12 protein-coding genes and 2 pseudogenes are annotated in these 16,571 nt (G+C 49.3%); 12 read left to right on the top strand and 2 right to left on the bottom strand.

The window, feature by feature from the left end; all coding sequences use genetic code 11:
- Positions 1–146: 146 nt before the first annotated feature.
- On the top strand, positions 147–2,495 hold the full coding sequence (locus BWI93_RS22960) for a response regulator (protein ID WP_094815778.1): 2,349 nt from the start codon (positions 147–149) through the stop codon (positions 2,493–2,495).
- Here the strand turns inward: BWI93_RS22960 and BWI93_RS22955 are convergent.
- Entirely contained in the window at positions 2,461–3,708 is a 1,248-nt protein-coding gene (locus tag BWI93_RS22955; protein WP_094815776.1) for a TCR/Tet family MFS transporter, read from the bottom strand. The genes BWI93_RS22960 and BWI93_RS22955 overlap by 35 nt on opposite strands.
- Positions 3,709–3,970: 262 nt before the next feature.
- On the opposite strand from BWI93_RS22955, the pseudogene BWI93_RS29795 reads away from it, so the two are divergent.
- The 5 genes and pseudogenes from BWI93_RS29795 to BWI93_RS22935 all read left to right on the top strand — a co-directional run.
- A pseudogene (locus BWI93_RS29795) lies at positions 3,971–4,567 on the top strand (PAS domain-containing protein); the annotation flags it as partial.
- Between the two features lie 83 nt (positions 4,568–4,650).
- Positions 4,651–5,298: an ATP-binding protein gene (locus BWI93_RS22950; RefSeq protein ID WP_094815774.1), complete on the top strand. Its 648-nt coding sequence runs from the start codon at positions 4,651–4,653 to the stop codon at positions 5,296–5,298.
- Positions 5,299–5,322: 24 nt separating this feature from the next.
- Positions 5,323–6,027 carry a DUF421 domain-containing protein gene (locus tag BWI93_RS22945; RefSeq protein WP_094815772.1) on the top strand — a complete coding sequence of 235 codons (705 nt, stop codon included), beginning with the start codon at positions 5,323–5,325 and terminating at the stop codon, positions 6,025–6,027.
- 100 nt (positions 6,028–6,127) lie between these two features.
- Positions 6,128–7,452 (top strand): annotated as a pseudogene (locus tag BWI93_RS22940) (cytochrome ubiquinol oxidase subunit I).
- Between the two features lie 14 nt (positions 7,453–7,466).
- Positions 7,467–8,489, top strand: coding sequence for a cytochrome d ubiquinol oxidase subunit II (locus tag BWI93_RS22935; RefSeq protein ID WP_094815770.1), 1,023 nt, complete (start codon positions 7,467–7,469; stop codon positions 8,487–8,489).
- A 28-nt stretch (positions 8,490–8,517) separates the two neighbouring features.
- On the opposite strand, the gene BWI93_RS22930 is transcribed toward BWI93_RS22935, so the two are convergent.
- Positions 8,518–9,402, bottom strand: a complete 885-nt coding sequence (locus BWI93_RS22930) for a diacylglycerol kinase family protein (protein WP_094815767.1) — start codon at positions 9,400–9,402, stop codon at positions 8,518–8,520.
- Positions 9,403–9,584: 182 nt separating this feature from the next.
- On the opposite strand from BWI93_RS22930, the gene BWI93_RS29120 reads away from it, so the two are divergent.
- The 6 genes from BWI93_RS29120 to BWI93_RS22905 all read left to right on the top strand — a co-directional run bounded on the left by BWI93_RS29120 (position 9,585) and on the right by BWI93_RS22905 (position 16,563).
- Positions 9,585–9,815, top strand: a complete 231-nt coding sequence (locus BWI93_RS29120; RefSeq protein ID WP_255158021.1) for a 5'/3'-nucleotidase SurE — start codon at positions 9,585–9,587, stop codon at positions 9,813–9,815.
- On the top strand, positions 9,755–10,312 hold the full coding sequence (surE, locus tag BWI93_RS22925) for a 5'/3'-nucleotidase SurE (RefSeq protein WP_369679212.1): 558 nt from the start codon (positions 9,755–9,757) through the stop codon (positions 10,310–10,312). Before BWI93_RS29120 ends, surE begins: the two co-directional genes overlap by 61 nt.
- A 146-nt stretch (positions 10,313–10,458) precedes the next feature.
- On the top strand, positions 10,459–11,403 hold the full coding sequence (locus tag BWI93_RS22920) for a ParA family protein (protein WP_094815765.1): 945 nt from the start codon (positions 10,459–10,461) through the stop codon (positions 11,401–11,403).
- 1 nt (position 11,404) lies between these two features.
- Entirely contained in the window at positions 11,405–12,262 is an 858-nt protein-coding gene (locus BWI93_RS22915) for a hypothetical protein (protein ID WP_094815763.1), read from the top strand.
- Between the two features lie 1,453 nt (positions 12,263–13,715).
- Positions 13,716–15,173: a replication initiation protein gene (locus BWI93_RS22910; RefSeq protein ID WP_176454302.1), complete on the top strand. Its 1,458-nt coding sequence runs from the start codon at positions 13,716–13,718 to the stop codon at positions 15,171–15,173.
- 130 nt (positions 15,174–15,303) lie between these two features.
- Positions 15,304–16,563 carry a Gfo/Idh/MocA family oxidoreductase gene (locus BWI93_RS22905; protein ID WP_094815759.1) on the top strand — a complete coding sequence of 420 codons (1,260 nt, stop codon included), beginning with the start codon at positions 15,304–15,306 and terminating at the stop codon, positions 16,561–16,563.
- The last annotated feature ends 8 nt before the right edge of the window (positions 16,564–16,571 follow it).

Genomic DNA, 16,571 nt, shown 5'->3' with positions numbered 1-16,571 from the left:
TATACTATCTTTACTATTTCCATTTCCCACTCCTTTATATCTTCTACGGATCGGTACAAAAGCCGTTTACGCAGGTGGATGATTAGCCGTTGGGAGAATTCCGCCATACAATCATTGCTATTCCGCCACCCGGCAGATTTTCTGTCATGAAGAAAAAATATTACTTGCTGTTGCTGCTGGCATGGGTAGGTTTCCTGTCCGGTGCCTACGCTCAGCCGAAATCCGTCAGAGGTATACTCGACCTTCGCCATACTTCCCTGGAGCAGTCGAAAGTACCCCTCAATGGCGAATGGAAGTGGACCTGGGGGCAACTTCGTACGCCCGGCCAGACCGTCTCCCGTACCGAAGATATTCCTTTCCCCAGTCTGTTTAATGAGTCCCACTGGCAGGGCAAACCATTGACGGGTCAGGGTTACGCTACGTATGAACTGACCGTGCTTTTACCCGCCGGGCATCCGCGGCTGGCTTTGGCCATGGGTGATTGTTACAGTTCCTTCCGACTTTTCATCAATGATGAGGAACTGATGCATAACGGTCAGCCGGGTACGAGCCGGGCTACCACGGTGCCTTTCTGGACTTCCCAATGCCAGTTGCTCCCCCGTCAGACCAGCGATACGCTACGGCTCCTGCTGCAGGTAGCGAACTTTCATCATTCGAAGGGCGGAACGTATCAGGAAATTCAGCTTGGTGATGCACAGAAGCTTCTTTCGGAATACCGCCAGGTGAAAGCCATTGACTGGCTGCTAACGGGTTTTCTGCTCATGGGTGGATTGCTGTTTCTGGGGCTGTTCCGGTTTGGTCAGCACGATAAGGCCATTCTGTACTTTGCCCTGTTTGCGTTTTGTTACAGTTACCGCATTGTGGGTACCGATCTGTACGAAATCCATGATCTGTTTCCGGAAGGCTCCTGGAGCTTTACACTTCATCTGGAGTACCTGGCTCTGTTTCTGGGAATCGCCTTTTTTACGCAGTATACCCAGGCCCTTTACCCACTGGATACCCATAAGATCATCATTCGGGGTATGACGGGAATTTGTATCCTGTTTGCTCTGATTACGCTGCTAAGTTCTCCTTTGATTTTCACGCAACTTATCAATCCCTTTCTGGTTTTGATGTTTCTCTACATTGCTTATGCCTTCTACGTGTATTTGCAAGCCGCCCGGCATCGCCGTCTGGGAGCCTATTACGCCCTTTTGAGTACGGGGGTATTGATGGTGGTTTTCACCGTAATCAACCTGCGGTATTTTGGGCTGACTACCCCTGAGAAACAACTGCTGTTTATTGGCTATCTCTGTTTCTTTTTGCTGCAATCGCTCATTCTTTCTTTTCGCTTTGCCTTTACATTGAAACAGGCCCGGCTTCAGGCCGAAGAAGGATTACGGGTGAAGAGTGATTTTCTGAGTACCATGAGTCACGAAATCCGAACGCCGCTGAATTCCATCATCGGTATGACGCACCTGCTGCTGGGCGAACGCCCCCGCCCCGATCAGCAGCAGCATTTGGACGTGATGCTTTTTTCGGCGAACAATCTGCTTAATATCATCAACGACATTCTGGATTTCAATAAAATTGAGGCGGGGAAAATCGTTTTTGAAGCCATTCCTTTTGATCCGGTTCAGATGGCCCGCAATATCCTGGCCAGCTACCGGCCTTACGCTACCGAAAAGCAGCTGGAGCTGAACCTCAAAGCTGATCCCGCATTGCATACCCTGATTGTAGGTGATCCAACGCGTACTTCGCAGGTCCTTACGAATTTGATACACAATGCCCTTAAGTTTACGGAAAGCGGCTGGGTGCAACTGGGCATTCACGTACACGAGCAATCCGTAGCGGACATTCTGCTGGAATTTTCCGTGGAAGATACGGGGATCGGTATTGACGAGGCGAAACAGAAGCTTATTTTTGAACGCTTCACCCAGGCCGACTCTTCCATGACGCGTAGCTTCGGTGGTACCGGCCTGGGTCTGGCCATTTGTAAACATTTGCTTGAGTTACAGGGCGTGCCTTTGCAGTTAAGCAGTACGCCGGGACAGGGTTCGCGGTTTTATTTTCACCAACGTTTCAATACAGCCACAAAGCCCGCGGAAAAAAATCCTGCGGCGGCGGCTGACGAACAGCCCTTACGGGGCTTGAAAATCCTGCTGGTTGACGATCAGCCGATGAATATTCTTGCTGCCCGTGGTATTCTCAAACGTTGGGGAGCGGAGGTCGTTACGGCAACGCAGGGGGAAGAAGCCCTGCAAAAAGTGAAGGCCGAGCCACCCATGCTCATTCTGATGGACCTGCAAATGCCGGTTATGGATGGTTACGAAGCTAGTCGGCAGTTACGCGTGAGTGGTTATACCTTGCCTATCATTGCGTTAACGGCGAACCTCGTCCCTGAGATTACGGAAAGAATTAAAGCTTCGGGCCTGAATGATATGGTACTGAAACCCTTCAAGCCCGAAGAATTACTACGCGTTATTCTTGATCATACGGCTTCGGTGATACGGTAACGTCGGTTTTCTGCAACGTTCGTATCGCAAAAATCACGCTAAACAGGGCAAATATAGCTCCGGCTACGAACGGAGCACCCGGGAAATATAGGGGTGCCGAAGCCTGCGTAAAGTACGAAAACAGGCTCGTCATAAAAGGCGGTCCGATAATGGAAGTTACGCTGACCAGACTCGTCAGAGCCCCCTGGAGTTCGCCCTGTTCGTTGGCGGGTACCTGACTCGAAATAATCCCCTGCAACGAAGGTCCGGCAATTCCGCCGAGGGCGTAGGGAATGGTGAAGACAAACATCATCCATCCCTCGGAAGCAAAGGCGAAACAGGTAAACCCTACAATGGTACAAAACAGACCGGCATATACGGATCGCCGGGGGCCGATTCGCGGTGTAATAATCCGGATTACACCCGCCTGTACAATGCCTACGCACAAGCCAATACAGGCCAGGGAAAGGCCTACCCATTTTTCGGTCCACTGAAATTTTTCCATGGTAAAGTACGTCCAGGTGCTCTGAGTGGCATGACTGGCCATGTAAATACACACCAGCGAGGCCGTCAGACTTAGTATGATGGGATACCGACGCAGGCTCAGCAGCGAACCTACCGGGTTGGCCCGCTTCCATTCGAAGGTTCGCCGGTTTTCCGGAGCCAGGGATTCGGGTAAAACAAAATAGCCGTACAGGCAGTTAGTCAGCGACAGGGCTGCTGCGACGAAGAAGGGTACCCGAGACCCCAAACTTCCCAGCAATCCGCCCAGGGCCGGTCCCAGGATAAATCCGGCACCAAAGGCCGCACCGACCAGTCCAAAGTTCTGAGCCCGTTTTTCGGGCGTACTCACATCGGCAATGTAGGCACTGGCCGTCGTGAAGCTTGCCCCGGTAATGCCCGCCAGGATGCGGCCCACAAACAGCCAGCCAATGGAAGGGGCAAAACCTTGCAGAATGTAGTCGAGACCAAAGCCGAACAGGGAAGCTAACAGGACGGGGCGTCGTCCAAAATGATCGCTTAATCCCCCGAGTACAGGAGCACAGAGAAACTGCATGATGGCGTAGGCAAAAGTCAGCCAGCCGCCGTACAGCGAGGCCTCACTGATATTACCCTGGATGAGTTCTTCAATGAGTTTGGGAAACACTGGAATAATGATTCCCAATCCCGTAACATCAATCAGAAGAGTAATGAAGATGAACGTTAGTGCTGCCGAAGACTTGGTCGTGGCCATGTAGGTAAGGAGTGTCAAAACCAAAAATACAAAGGTACGCTGATGGATGGTGGGATTGCTTAAAAAGACTTAATTAGCCGCCGACAAATGGCTGTACGCGTTTAATTAGTACGATTTTTTTAGAAAATTACGAGTAGCCCCGTATGTGACTGATGAAATCACCCCAGATTGATATAACTTCAGAAGCTAATGATTCCCTGAGAGTTCCGTTTTTTCACCAGGGGTCGCTTTGCTTGATCCAGTGTATGCTGCGGAACAGCTCATGGATCTTCGCTTTGTATTTATCAATGAAACTGGCCGCCACCTGTTGCAAGCTACGCAGGAAACCTCATTCCGGTCATACGTACCCGATTCCTTTTTCCTGGGTATTTGTCCACAGGTTATTCATACTCGACAGCCCGTTCAGCAAAGCTTGCAAATCCGTCCGGACCTGTGTCTGCATGTAGCACTCGAAATGGCCGGTACGCAGGTACTCTGTACTTTCTGGGAAGCAGCCGATTCGCCACATGTATTACAAGCGATTCTGGATGCTTCGCCGAATAGTATCATTTCGATGAAAGCCCTTCGTCAGGAGCCGAATACGCCCGGACTGATTACGGATTTCCTGATGGAACATGTCAATGCAACCGTCGAGCGGGATCTTTATCTTAAACCGAAAAATATCGTAGGGAAAACCCTGATGAGCGTTTTTCCGGGAAATAAAGAATCGGGTTTATTCGATATGTACGCCCGGGTAGCTGAAACGGGTCAGCCGGAACACGCCATTCAGTACTACCGGGACAGCAACGGACTGGAAGCTTGGTTTGATGTCTCGGCCGTGGCCCAGGGACCGGATCAGATTACCATTACCTTTACTAACATTACCGAGAGCCAACGTAACCAGCAGCAACTCAAGCAATCCAACGAAGCGTTGAACAGTTTGCTTCCATCGCCAGTCACGATTTGCAGGAACCGCTGCGGAAAATCAGACACTTCGGTCATTTGCTGGCTACGCAATACCAGACCAAATTGGGTAATGGTGCCGAACTCATTGACAAAATGCATTCGGCTACCGACCGGATGGGCTCACTCATTGACGATCTGCTTACTTTCGCCCAACTGAATAATGAATCGACGACTTTTGAAACCGTTGACCTCAATCAGATTCTGACGGAAGTCTGCTCGGATCTGGAAGTACCCATTCGGCAACAGCAGGCAAGCGTAACCATCGATCCCCTGCCCCACATTCAGGCGAATGCCTGGCAAATGCGGCAATTGTTTCAAAACCTGCTTTCGAATGCTCTGAAGTACGTTGCCCCGGGTGTTTGCCCCATCATCCACATTCGTTCTCAGGGTCCCCAGATTTACCTGCGGGATCGGGCTGATTCGTTTTACCGGATCGAGGTATCTGATAACGGCATTGGTTTTAACGAGCAGTATCAGGAGAAAATTTTTGAAGCCTTCCAACGCCTGCATTCCCGCAGTACGTATACGGGTACGGGGTTAGGCCTGACTATTGTTCGCAACATCGTCGAAAACCATGGGGGCCGGATTACCGCCCGTAGCCAGGAAAACCAGGGCTCTACGTTCCAGCTTTACCTGAAAGCGTAGGCTGTACTTACTACATGACGCTGTATGAACGACTACGATATTCAGGATTGGTCCCGCATCCTGCTTGGTGATTTACCGGGTCAATTTCTGCTGGAGGTAACGTTGCGAACCCTGATCATGTTCATCGTGATTGTGGTAACCATGCGTCTGACCGGCAAGCGGGCCGTACAGCAGCTTTCCATCATTGAACTGGTGCTGGTCATCGGTCTGGGCTCGGCGGCGGGCGACCCCATGTTCTACCATGATATTGGCTTGTTGCCTCCCCTGGTGGTTTTTATAGTCGTGCTGCTGGCCTATCGGCTCATCACCCGTATGGCAGCCAAATCACGGAAAGTAGAGGAACTGCTGGAGGGCCGACCTATCCTGATCCTTGAGAACGGTCAGTTTTCCATTCAGAATTTTGATAAGGAGGACGTTGGACAGGATGAATTTCTGATGGAATTACGCCTGCACGGTATCGAGCACCTCGGACAGATCCGTCGGGCCTACATCGAACCCAACGGTCAGGTGAGCGTGTTTTATTACGCCGATGATGAAGTCCGCATGGGTCTTCCTATCTTACCTGAATTGTTTCATCGGAAAACCGAACGTATTTCTCAAGCGGGTACTTACGCTTGTACGTTCTGCGGACAGGTGGAGGAAATCGTACCGAAAGATTCGTATCACGTTTGCCCGGTCTGCACGCACAGCGAATGGGTACAGGCACTGGATACGCCCCGCATCACCTGAGCCCCGCCAGGTACTGCCGACAAAGTGAAAAAAACCATCTATTTCCGGGCAATACCTATGAGCTTTGCAGCGAGGGTTTACGCATCAACACTGACAACTCATGGATGATTTTCTAGCTGCCCGTTCTCAGATGGCCCTTTCCCTGGGGTTCCACATCGTCTTCTCCTGTATTGGCATGGTTATGCCCTTTTTATGGCTGTTTCCCATTACCTATGGCTGAAGACGGATGCTATGGTCTACCAGAATGTAACCAAAGCCTGGAGCAAAGGCGTGGCCATTTTCTTTGCAGTTGGAGCCGTATCGGGTACGGTTCTCTCTTTCGAACTGGGCCTACTCTGGCCTACCTTCATGAAACATGCCGGGCCCATCTTCGGAATGCCTTTTTCCCTGGAAGGTACTGCTTTCTTTATCGAAGCCATTGCCCTGGGTTTTTACTTGTACGGCTGGGGCCGGTTTAATCCCTGGTTTCACTGGGTAACGGGCGTTGTGGTGGGTATCAGCGGCTTAACTTCCGGTATTCTGGTTGTAGCGGCCAATGCCTGGATGAACAGCCCGGCGGGATTTGACTTTGTTAACGGTCAATACCTGAATGTTGATCCCATTCAGGCCATGTTCAACAAAGCCTGGTTTTCGCAGGCCCTGCACATGTCTCTGGCGGCCTTTGCCGCTACGGGCTTTGCCGTAGCAGGCGTTCATGCCCTGATGATCCTGAAAAATAAAAATGTTGATTTTCACCGAAAGGCCTTCAAAATTGCGGCTCTGTTTGCCTGCCTGGCAGCGATTCTGCAGCCCCTGAGTGGCGACCATTCGGCCAAGGATGTAGCCCGGCGGCAACCCGCCAAGCTCGCCGCAATGGAAGCTCACTTTCACACCGAGAAAGGGGCCTCGCTGGTCATTGGAGGTATTCCTGACGCGGATGCGGAACGGGTGAATTATGCTATTAAAATTCCGGGCGGACTGAGTTTCCTGGCCCACGGCGATTTCGACGCCGAAGTAAAAGGCCTCGATCAGATTCCTAAAGCCTTTCATCCGCCCGTGGCTATTACGCATTATGCTTTTCAGATTATGGTCGGGCTGGGTATGGCCATGCTGTTGCTTTCGCTGCTGTACCTCTGGGCTTTGTGGAAGAAAAAAACGGACCGTTCCTGGCTCCTCAAATTATTCGTAGTAGCCATTCCGCTCGGTTTTATTGCCGTGGAGGCGGGCTGGACCGTTACGGAAGTAGGTCGCCAACCCTGGATTATTTATGGCATCATGCGTACGGCCGATGCGGTAACGCCCATGCCGGGTATTGCGTATTCGTTTTATCTGTTTACGGCGGTCTACCTGTCGCTGGCCGGAGTCGTGGTCTTTATGCTGTATCGGCAAATTAAAATGGTCGATCAGCTCTACGATCGTCCCCAGGGGGTTAAGGAATACCATTAATAATTCTCAGGCCTATGCTTACCGTTGTCATCATTTTTCTCTGGGCTTCTCTCCTGCTCTATCTACTGCTGGGCGGAGCCGATTTTGGTGCGGGTATCATTGAAGTCTTCACCTCGCGGGCCAATAAAACCCAGACCCGCAAAACGCTCTACCGAGCCATCGGTCCGATTTGGGAAGCCAACCATATGTGGCTCATCATTGCCATTGTGATTCTGTTTGTAGGGTTTCCGGCCATCTACGCGACTATGTCCGTGCATTTGCATATCCCGCTGACCATTATGCTGTTAGGCATTATTGCCCGGGGTACTGCCTTTTCATTTCGGCATTACGACGCGGTAGTGGATGACATGCAACACCTTTACAATCGGATTTTTGGCATTTCCAGCGTCATTACTCCGCTGTTTCTTGGCATCATTGCGGGAAGTACCGTATCCCGTCACATTGATCCGCAGGCCCGCACCTTTCTGGATGCGTATATCTTTTCGTGGTTACACCCCTTTCCGGTCGCCGTGGGCTTGTTCACGGTCGCCATTTGCGGCTTTCTGGCAGCCGTTTATCTGGTGGGCGAAACGGATACGCCCAGCGAACGGCAGCAGTTTGTTGACAAAGTAAAAGGAATGAATATCCTGGCGGTCGGTTGCGGAGGACTCGTTTTCCTGGCGGCGTACTGGGAGGGTATTCCGCTCATGGATTGGGTGTTCGGTCATCCGCTGGGTCTCCTGGGCGTACTGGCAGCCTCGGCTTCACTGGTGTTACTCTGGTATTTGCTCCTGCATGGAAAAGGAACGGTACTCCGTATCCTGGCGGGCTTTCAGGTTATGATGATTCTGTTTGTGGCCACCTACCGACATTTTCCCAACTTGGTACTACTCAAAGGCGGCGGGTACCTCTCCCTGCTCGAGCACCGGGGGCAGGATAAAACCATTCAGGCTTTGGGCCTGGCTTTATTGCTGGGCAGTGTATTGATTCTGCCCGCCCTGATCTATCTGATCTACAGTTTCCAGAAAAAAGAGCCCAAACAGGCTCCCGTATACTGATTATTCAGCTACAAATCCAGCCGGGCCATTAACGTAAAACCTGTAAGCGGCCCGGCTGGATTTGTAGCTGCACGGGGCCGAGTGCTTCGATGCGTTCGTCATCACAATGGGCGTTCGTCTGTGCCCATTCAATGCGAATCTCCCGGGCCATGATGCTGGGCAAAGGAAAAACGTCGTGAATGCCGTGGCTTTGATCCAGCACATGTTTAGCCAGAACATTCCGGTCTTCCTCTGAAACCAGTACAATTTCAAAAGCTCCGTCTCCCCAATCCGCATTCGGAGCCAGAGCCAGATTGGGACCAATGGAGCGAATATTCATTACTTCAATGAGAAGATAATTTCCTTCGTAAACCTTTCCATCGATAGTCAGTCGAGCCTGACAGGGCTTCGCTTTTTCAATCAACTCATGAAGTACCTCCAGAGCAAAGGTCAGTTCATCGGAAGGATTCTCAGGTTTATCGAGCGTTTTCATGGCATCCATCAAGTCGGGAAACAAGCCAAAGCCGAAGGCTTCCATAAAAAACGCTTCTTCTGACAAGCCCTCTACCTTGCCAATGTCGAAAGGCTGCGGCTGGCACTGACTCCAGGACTGGACAATCTGCCGGGTTGGAGCCGAAATCCCCAATGACTTGGCGATGTTATTAGCCGTTCCGCAGGGAATAACGGCCAGAGGCAAATGGCTGTCTGCCCATGCTCCCTGTACGAGTGCTTTGGCCACCTGACGAATGGTACCGTCACCTCCTACCACGGCAATGAGTCCTGTGTCGGAGTCGGGCAAAGGCCAGTTCTCCTCATTTGCTGAAGTATACTCGCAGGCGTAGCCTTCTTTCTGTAGTAAAGCAATTAGATCCTGAGCTTCGTGTTCTTCGTCCCCAGCGGTTGGGTTATGCACGAGTTGTACTTTCTTTTTCATGCGTCATTTTCTACTAAAAGTATACCCGAAGGCAAATCGATGACGTATGAGTTAAATTCATTAACCTGCCTGATCAAAAGCCTTCCTAAAATTTTGTCTAATGGATACCCCAAACTTACTCAATCTCCCTCTGAACGGTTTTCTAGCAGTTACTCCCCTATACGCAACCAATCGAATGTATCATGCGAATCTTAGTAACCAACGACGACGGTATTTATAGCCCCGGCATTGCCGCCTTAGCTAAAGTAGCTACTGAATTTGGAGAAGTATACGTGGTTGCTCCGGATGTCGAGCAATCTTCCATGGGCCATGCCGTTACGCACTCCCGCCCCTTGAGTTTTAAAAATCACCCATTACGTTTGGGGATCACATACAGGCCCACCGGGTCAACGGCACGCCCGCCGACTGCGTAGCTCTGGGTACGCACCTATTTACGGACGTAGATGTGGTACTATCCGGAATCAATATGGGACCCAATCTGGGTAACGGCATGTGGCATTCGGGTACGTTAGCAGCGGCCAAACAGGCTGTTTTGTTAGGGATCAAAGGAATTGCCCTGAGCACCCCTGTAGGAAATACGGAACCCGATTTTGACGTTCTGGAACCCTTCGTACGACAAACCCTGGAGTTATTACTGGCGGATAAAGAAGTTAATTTAACCAACGTAAACTTTCCTCCCGAACCGACTGATCTCCGCTGGACCCGGCAATCCGTACGCCAATATGATGGTTACATTGTTCCGGGTCAGGACCCCCTGGGTCGGAGGCATTACTGGTTTACGGTTACTCCCCTGGAGCCCGCGGACGAAGGTACGGACCGCTGGGCCGTTGAAAATGGTTTTGTATCCATGACGCCCTTACGGCTGGATTTAACCGATGAAGTGGCTCTGAAGAAGGCTTTGCAGACGTAATAATTTTTTCAATTAAAGGAAATCCCTCGTTCAGCTTAACTCCTGAAGAGGGATTTTTTATGCCTTCGGTAAGAAAAATCATTTTCTTTTGGGATAAAAAAAGTTCTTTCTATTTTTGACAAAGAGAAAATTTTATCCCTGAGCTTATGCTTACGCCTGAAAAAGCGATTCGATTTCTACGTTCGAAACCTGCTCTTAACCTTTCTCAAATCGAAAAAGAAGCTGGTATTCCTTCCAAAACACTTCACAAAGCTCTTTCCGAACAGAAAGACATTCCGGTCAAACACCTGCAGGCTCTGGATGAAGCCCTGCGTAAGTACGGTTATTCGGAAACCCTGTTCGATAAAGCCCAAATCATTTCCATTGTCAACCACAAAGGTGGCGTAGGCAAAACCACGACGGTCATTAATCTGGGGAAGGCCCTGAGTCTGCTCGGAAACCGGGTGCTACTGATTGATATGGATTCTCAGGGTAATCTTTCGCAGTGTTTTGGAATTCACGAGCCGAAAGAGCAAATCATTGATGCTCTGCTGCACAACTCGCCCCTGCCCATGCTGCAAATTACCGAGACGCTGTACCTGACGCCATCGGACATTCGGATGGCTTATAAGGAATCCGAACTGGCCAACGCCATTGGTGCTGACCGCCGGTTAGCTCTCAAGCTGGAAGAAGCCCGCGATAAGTTTGACTATATTCTCATTGACTGTCCACCGAGCCTGGGCATTTGTACAACCTGCTCACTGGTGGCTTCCAATTCCTGTATTGTGCCTATTCAACCGGAAGCCAGTGCGTACCACGGGGTAGAAAGTCTTTTCAACCGGATTGCTGAAATCCGTACCTATATCAATCCAACGCTTTCCGTGAAGGGCATTGTTTTCACGATGGTTCACAAAAACCAGAGCGTTCATAAAAGCATGATGGCTCACATCCGGGAGAATTATAAAAACTTCCCGATCTACAGTTCCATCATCGAGGTCTCTACGGTTATCAAACAATCGCAGGTAGCCAAAGAAGACTTGTATAGTTATTCTCCAAAATCGGTTTCGTGGCAGCAGTACAACCAGCTGGCTACCGAACTAATTGAACACTGATATGGCGAAAAAAGACTTCATGAACCTAATGAAGGAAAAGACGACTGATCTGAAACCTTCACTCCTGTCTTCCGAGGAACATATCAAGAGTCAGATTACCGTTCTGCCGGAATTAAAAGATCTTATTCCGCCCCTCACCGCGGACGAATCCCATCAGCTGGAACAAAATATCACTAAACACGGGATCAAGGATCCGCTGACCATCTGGGAAACCACGGCTGCAACGGCAGGAATCAGTGAACAGCCAACGCCGGTTTTCATTCTTATCGACGGCCATAACCGATACGCCATCGCTCAGCGGTACCACCTGGATTTTCGCATCAATCTGGTACATTTTACTTCCCTTGCCGAAGTAAAAGATTACATGATTGATTACCAGTTAGGCCGTCGGAACCTGAGTCCCGAGCAGGCTTCGTACCTGCGGGGTTTACGCTATTTACAGCAGAAGAACGCACGGGGTGGGAATCAGTTTGCCGAAAATGAAAACGTATCCGCAGCACTGGGCAAGGAATATGGCGTAAGTAGCCGGACCATTAAACGCGACGGTGACTTTGCAGCTGGGCTGGAAAAGTTAACGCCCGATTTGAAAAACGCGGTTCTGACCGGGAAGCAGAAATTACCGAAAGCTTCGATCAATGCGGTTGCCAAAGCAGCACCGACTCACTTACTCAGTACTCCCGAAGAAGTAATGGAAGTTGCGGCTCGCCCCAGTCTCCAGCACGACGAACGGCAACAACTTCAGCAGACCATCCGCACCCTGGCGGCAGGCCCGTTGACCAAAGAAACTTGTCAGCAGTTACTCGATCAATTACACTACTATCAGCAACTACTCAACCAAAGTCACAGCGTGTCACTTTGATCGGGCAAGTCCCATGGGATGATTATTCAAAAGCAAAGTGACAGCGTGTCACTTTGCTTTTTTTGTGACGCTTTGTTCCGCACGAACCAGAGTAACCTTTTCCATCTGAGTAAGTTCCACAGCGTATCATTAACGATCGTAAGCAGGGCAGGGGGTGACTACTAGTTAGTCATTACTCTAATTACGCTTCCGACCAAAGTGACAGCATGTCCCTTTGGTTGACAGCACAGTCATAAACTATCACAATTTGTGACACTTTCCGTGAAGAGATGAGGCTTATACTTCTCATAACTATCACAATTTGTTATTTTAATTATCTGAAAAACAGCACTATATATCCACAAATTGTGATAGTTGTATTTATAGGTAGAGCAATCTAACTACTCTCGTAAATAGTTCACGAATCCAATGAAGGCCCTAATTATCAGCTAGTCAGGAAACTTTCATTCATGAGACCAAAGTGACAGCGTGTCACTTTGGTCTCATGAACCACCCTAAAAAAAACTATCACAATTTGTGACACTTTTATCTTTATCAAAATGCGGCTGATGCAAAGGAATTGCAGGGCATAAAACCTTTAATTGTCTGTATATCAATACTTTACACAAACAATTTGTGATAGTTCCTGTATACCATGTGTATAACTGTACTAGAATAAATACTGACCCTTTGCTATGGGTTTGTCCTTACAAATCAAGGCTTTACAAAAACAATTTGTGATAGTTAATAAACAGCTATAAATCCATTCAAAATCAGATAAGAATAGAAGAATAATAATATAACTATCTGTTTATCAAGAATGTAACAAAACAATCTGTGATAGTTTCTCAGTTTACGAAATGTTCTACCCATCTAGGAATTTGATCAGAACGCAGATTTTATAAAGATTTATTTGCTACTCACAAATTGTGATAGTTTTCAAAATGACTTTTAACTAGTAGCCTCCGCGAGTATTTTCAACTTCATAATGAATACATTAACAGGGATTGCACCTCTTCCATCGCATGAAATCAGATTGAATCCCGGCAAACTATCACAAAATGCACGTGCCCGCCCACCGGAACTTTTATCTAGCCATTTCAATCTCCTTTATTTTTAAGTCTTCTCTTAAGCCCATCAGCTTTACTCGCAGCTTTTTCTTTTCATCAGAAAAATTACAAAAATCATCATCAATTCTTTGTTTGATGTTTTTATATTATATTTTAATAATATTTCCGGCAAAAAAAAAGCTTGTAAGTAATTGATATTCAATGAATTATTTGTGGATAACTTGAGAAACTATCACAGATTCCACGTGCAACTATCACAGATTCCACACCAAACTATCACAAAATGCACGTAAAACTATCACAGAAATCACGTTTGTTTCGTACCTTGGAAGCGTGGAATTTGTGATAGTTGGTTGATGTATGTACAGAATCGTCCAGAAAGCTGCCTTTAAATCGAATATCTAGTGGAGAAAAAGCTTAATCCTCGTAAGAATACCCGTAAAAAGAAGCGGAATAACACCGTGGTTCTGATCCGGAAGTCAAACGCTCTGGTAGAAGCCCATTACAAATTCACCATTTGGGAAACGCGGGTATTTGCCAAAATGATTTCCATGATTGACTGGGAAGACCGCGACTTCAAAGAGTATAAGATTTTTTTCCGGGATGTCATTCAGGATTTCGGCTTACGCAAGGACGGTCGTACCTACGAAGATCTCAAAGAAGGAGCCCGCGGCCTGATGAGTAAAATCATCAAACTAAAGGTCAAAACCGATGGGGTTTACGAAACACTGGAAACGCCCATTATTGGTGGTATTAAAACGCCGGATGATGTGCAGCGTAAAATCATTCAGTCGAAACGCCTGGACGACGATCGGGTGTACCTGAAGGTTTCCTTTCATCCCGATCTAAAGCCCTTCCTGATTGAACTCAAGGAGCGGTATCTGGTATACGAGATGGCCAATATTCTCGACCTGTCGAGTCCCTATACCGTGCGGATTTACGAATTGCTCAAGCAGTACGAAAAACTGGGGGAGCGGACGATTGAATTACAGGAACTCAAAGCCATGCTAGGCATGGAGGAGGAGTACAAGCTTTACGGGCACTTTCGCGACCGCGTACTGGAAAAAGCCAAGGAGGATTTGCAGAAGTATACCGACATCCGGTTTGATTACGAAGGCGTACAGGCCAAGAACTATCCCTACGAACTACCCGTCAAATTGAAGGCGAACGCAGTAGTGGCCATTCGCTTTTACAACATTACCAAAAACGATACGAGTCAGGGAGCCGTACCGCCGGTATTGAAATTAAAACGGGCTCCGGTTCAGGAACCCGTACCGGAAGAAGAGGGTTCGGCCGTGGAAGTATCACACTTTGATGAAATTTTTCCACTGGTCAGTGCCTATGTTTCCGAGCAAACCGTCTGGCAGTGGCTGGAGAAGGCTCCCATTGAGCACATCCGGACCAGTATTCAAACGACCTTAAAACAGAGCCGGAAGAAAAACTCACCCATTCAGAATATTGGGGGTTATCTCAATACACTCATTTTATCGCCTCCCCTTTTTGCCGCGGCTCAACCCGTAGCCCCTGCACCGAAATCACAAGCTCCGAAAGAAGAAAAGAACTGGCAGGACGAATACGACCAGTGGAAAAATCGCTGGTACGAACGGCAGTACGAAGTCATTCAGGCATTCCTGGCCATACGCCCCGGTTTGCGGATGGAACTCTTCGAACAGGCGAAGAAAACCGTACCCTTTTCGTTCGATCCCAAGCTGAGCGACGAGCAGAATTACAAGGACAAAATGCTTTTTGCCACGGCCGTTTGGGAGCTGGCCCGTCAGTACTGTCAGGAAGAACTTCACGTTATCGAAAAGCAGTATCTGCCGCAGTTGCAGGAACTCGAACGCCGCATGGGGCGTGCTTAGGTGTTCATAGGGGAGAAAGCAATCCGGAGTTTTGGGTAAACAGGTCAATTTCCGTACCTTACCCAACGCATGATGGCCTGCCTGTTCGCAAGCCGTTATCAGTCCGCATCACGCATTCCTCTATTCCCGTATGACGCATTCCCGCAGAAAATTTCTTAAGCAAACGGCCGCTGCAGTAGCGGCCTTCAGTATAGTGCCCCGGCACGTACTCGGCAAGGGGTATCTGGCCCCCAGTGATCAGTTGACCAAAGGAATCATTGGTCTGGGAGGAATGGGCCGTGGGCACATTCCTTACGCGGGTACCCGCGTGGTCGCTTTGTGCGACGTAGATCAAACCCATTTACAGAAAGGGCTGCAACTGGCCGGTGGCTCCGGCATCAAGACGTTTAAGGACTACCGCGAACTGCTTCTGCTACCCGAAGTTGATATTGTACACATTGCCACGCCGCCCCACTGGCACGGACTCATGGCGATAGACGCCGCCCGGGCTGGTAAAGACATCTGGTGCGAAAAACCCATGACGCGGACCATCGGCGAGGGAAAACGCGTGAAAGAAGCCGTTGCTCAGTACGGACGCATGTTTCGGCTGAATACTTGGTTCCGGTTTCAGGATACCTTTTACGGCATGAAAACGACGGTGCGGCCCATTAAAAAGCTTGTAGAAAGCGGATTGCTGGGCTGGCCCCTGACGGTTACCGTAAGTAAGCATACGGGCTTTGACTGGAAATTTTACTGGGTAGGCAAGACCCACCTGGAAGAAGCCCCCGTACCTACCGAACTGGATTACGAAAGCTGGTTAGGACCGGCTCCGTACAAGCCCTACAACGCCCATCGCGTTCATGGAACGTTTCGGGGGTACTGGGATTACGATGGCGGCGGACTGGGCGACATGGGCCAGCATTACCTCGATCCAATCCAGTATTTTCTGGGCAAAGACAACGAAAGCCCGATTAGCGTAGAAATTGACGCTCCCCAGCAGCATCCGGATGCGGTGGGTACCTGGCGACGTATTACCTATACGTACGCCGATGGTTGTAAAATCGTACTCGACGGTGAAGGTCGTGACGAAGGCGTACCCTACATCCAGGGACCGAAAGGAAAACTGTACCCCGAATTCCGCTCGGATATTCCTGATTTAGCCCGCAAACTGGCGTCCTTTCCAGATCCGAAACCCCAGGTGACCAACTTTCTGGAATCCGTACGAGAGCGGAAACCCTTTGCCCTGAATGAGCAGAATGGGTACCGTTCCTGTACGCTGGTTAATATGGGAATCATCGCTCTGCGGCTGGGCCGTTCGCTTCGCTTCGATCCAAAAAATCAAGTTTTTATTGATGATGAAGGAGCCAATCGCCTCATCGATCAACCCATGCGTGCTCCCTGGGTCATGTAATTTCTTTT

Origin of the sequence: Siphonobacter sp. BAB-5385, assembly GCF_002261125.1 — a bacterium.
Taxonomy (GTDB): Bacteria; Bacteroidota; Bacteroidia; order Cytophagales; family Spirosomataceae; genus Siphonobacter.
Note: the sequence above shows the minus strand (reverse complement) of the source record. Positions and strands in the feature narration are given on the sequence as shown.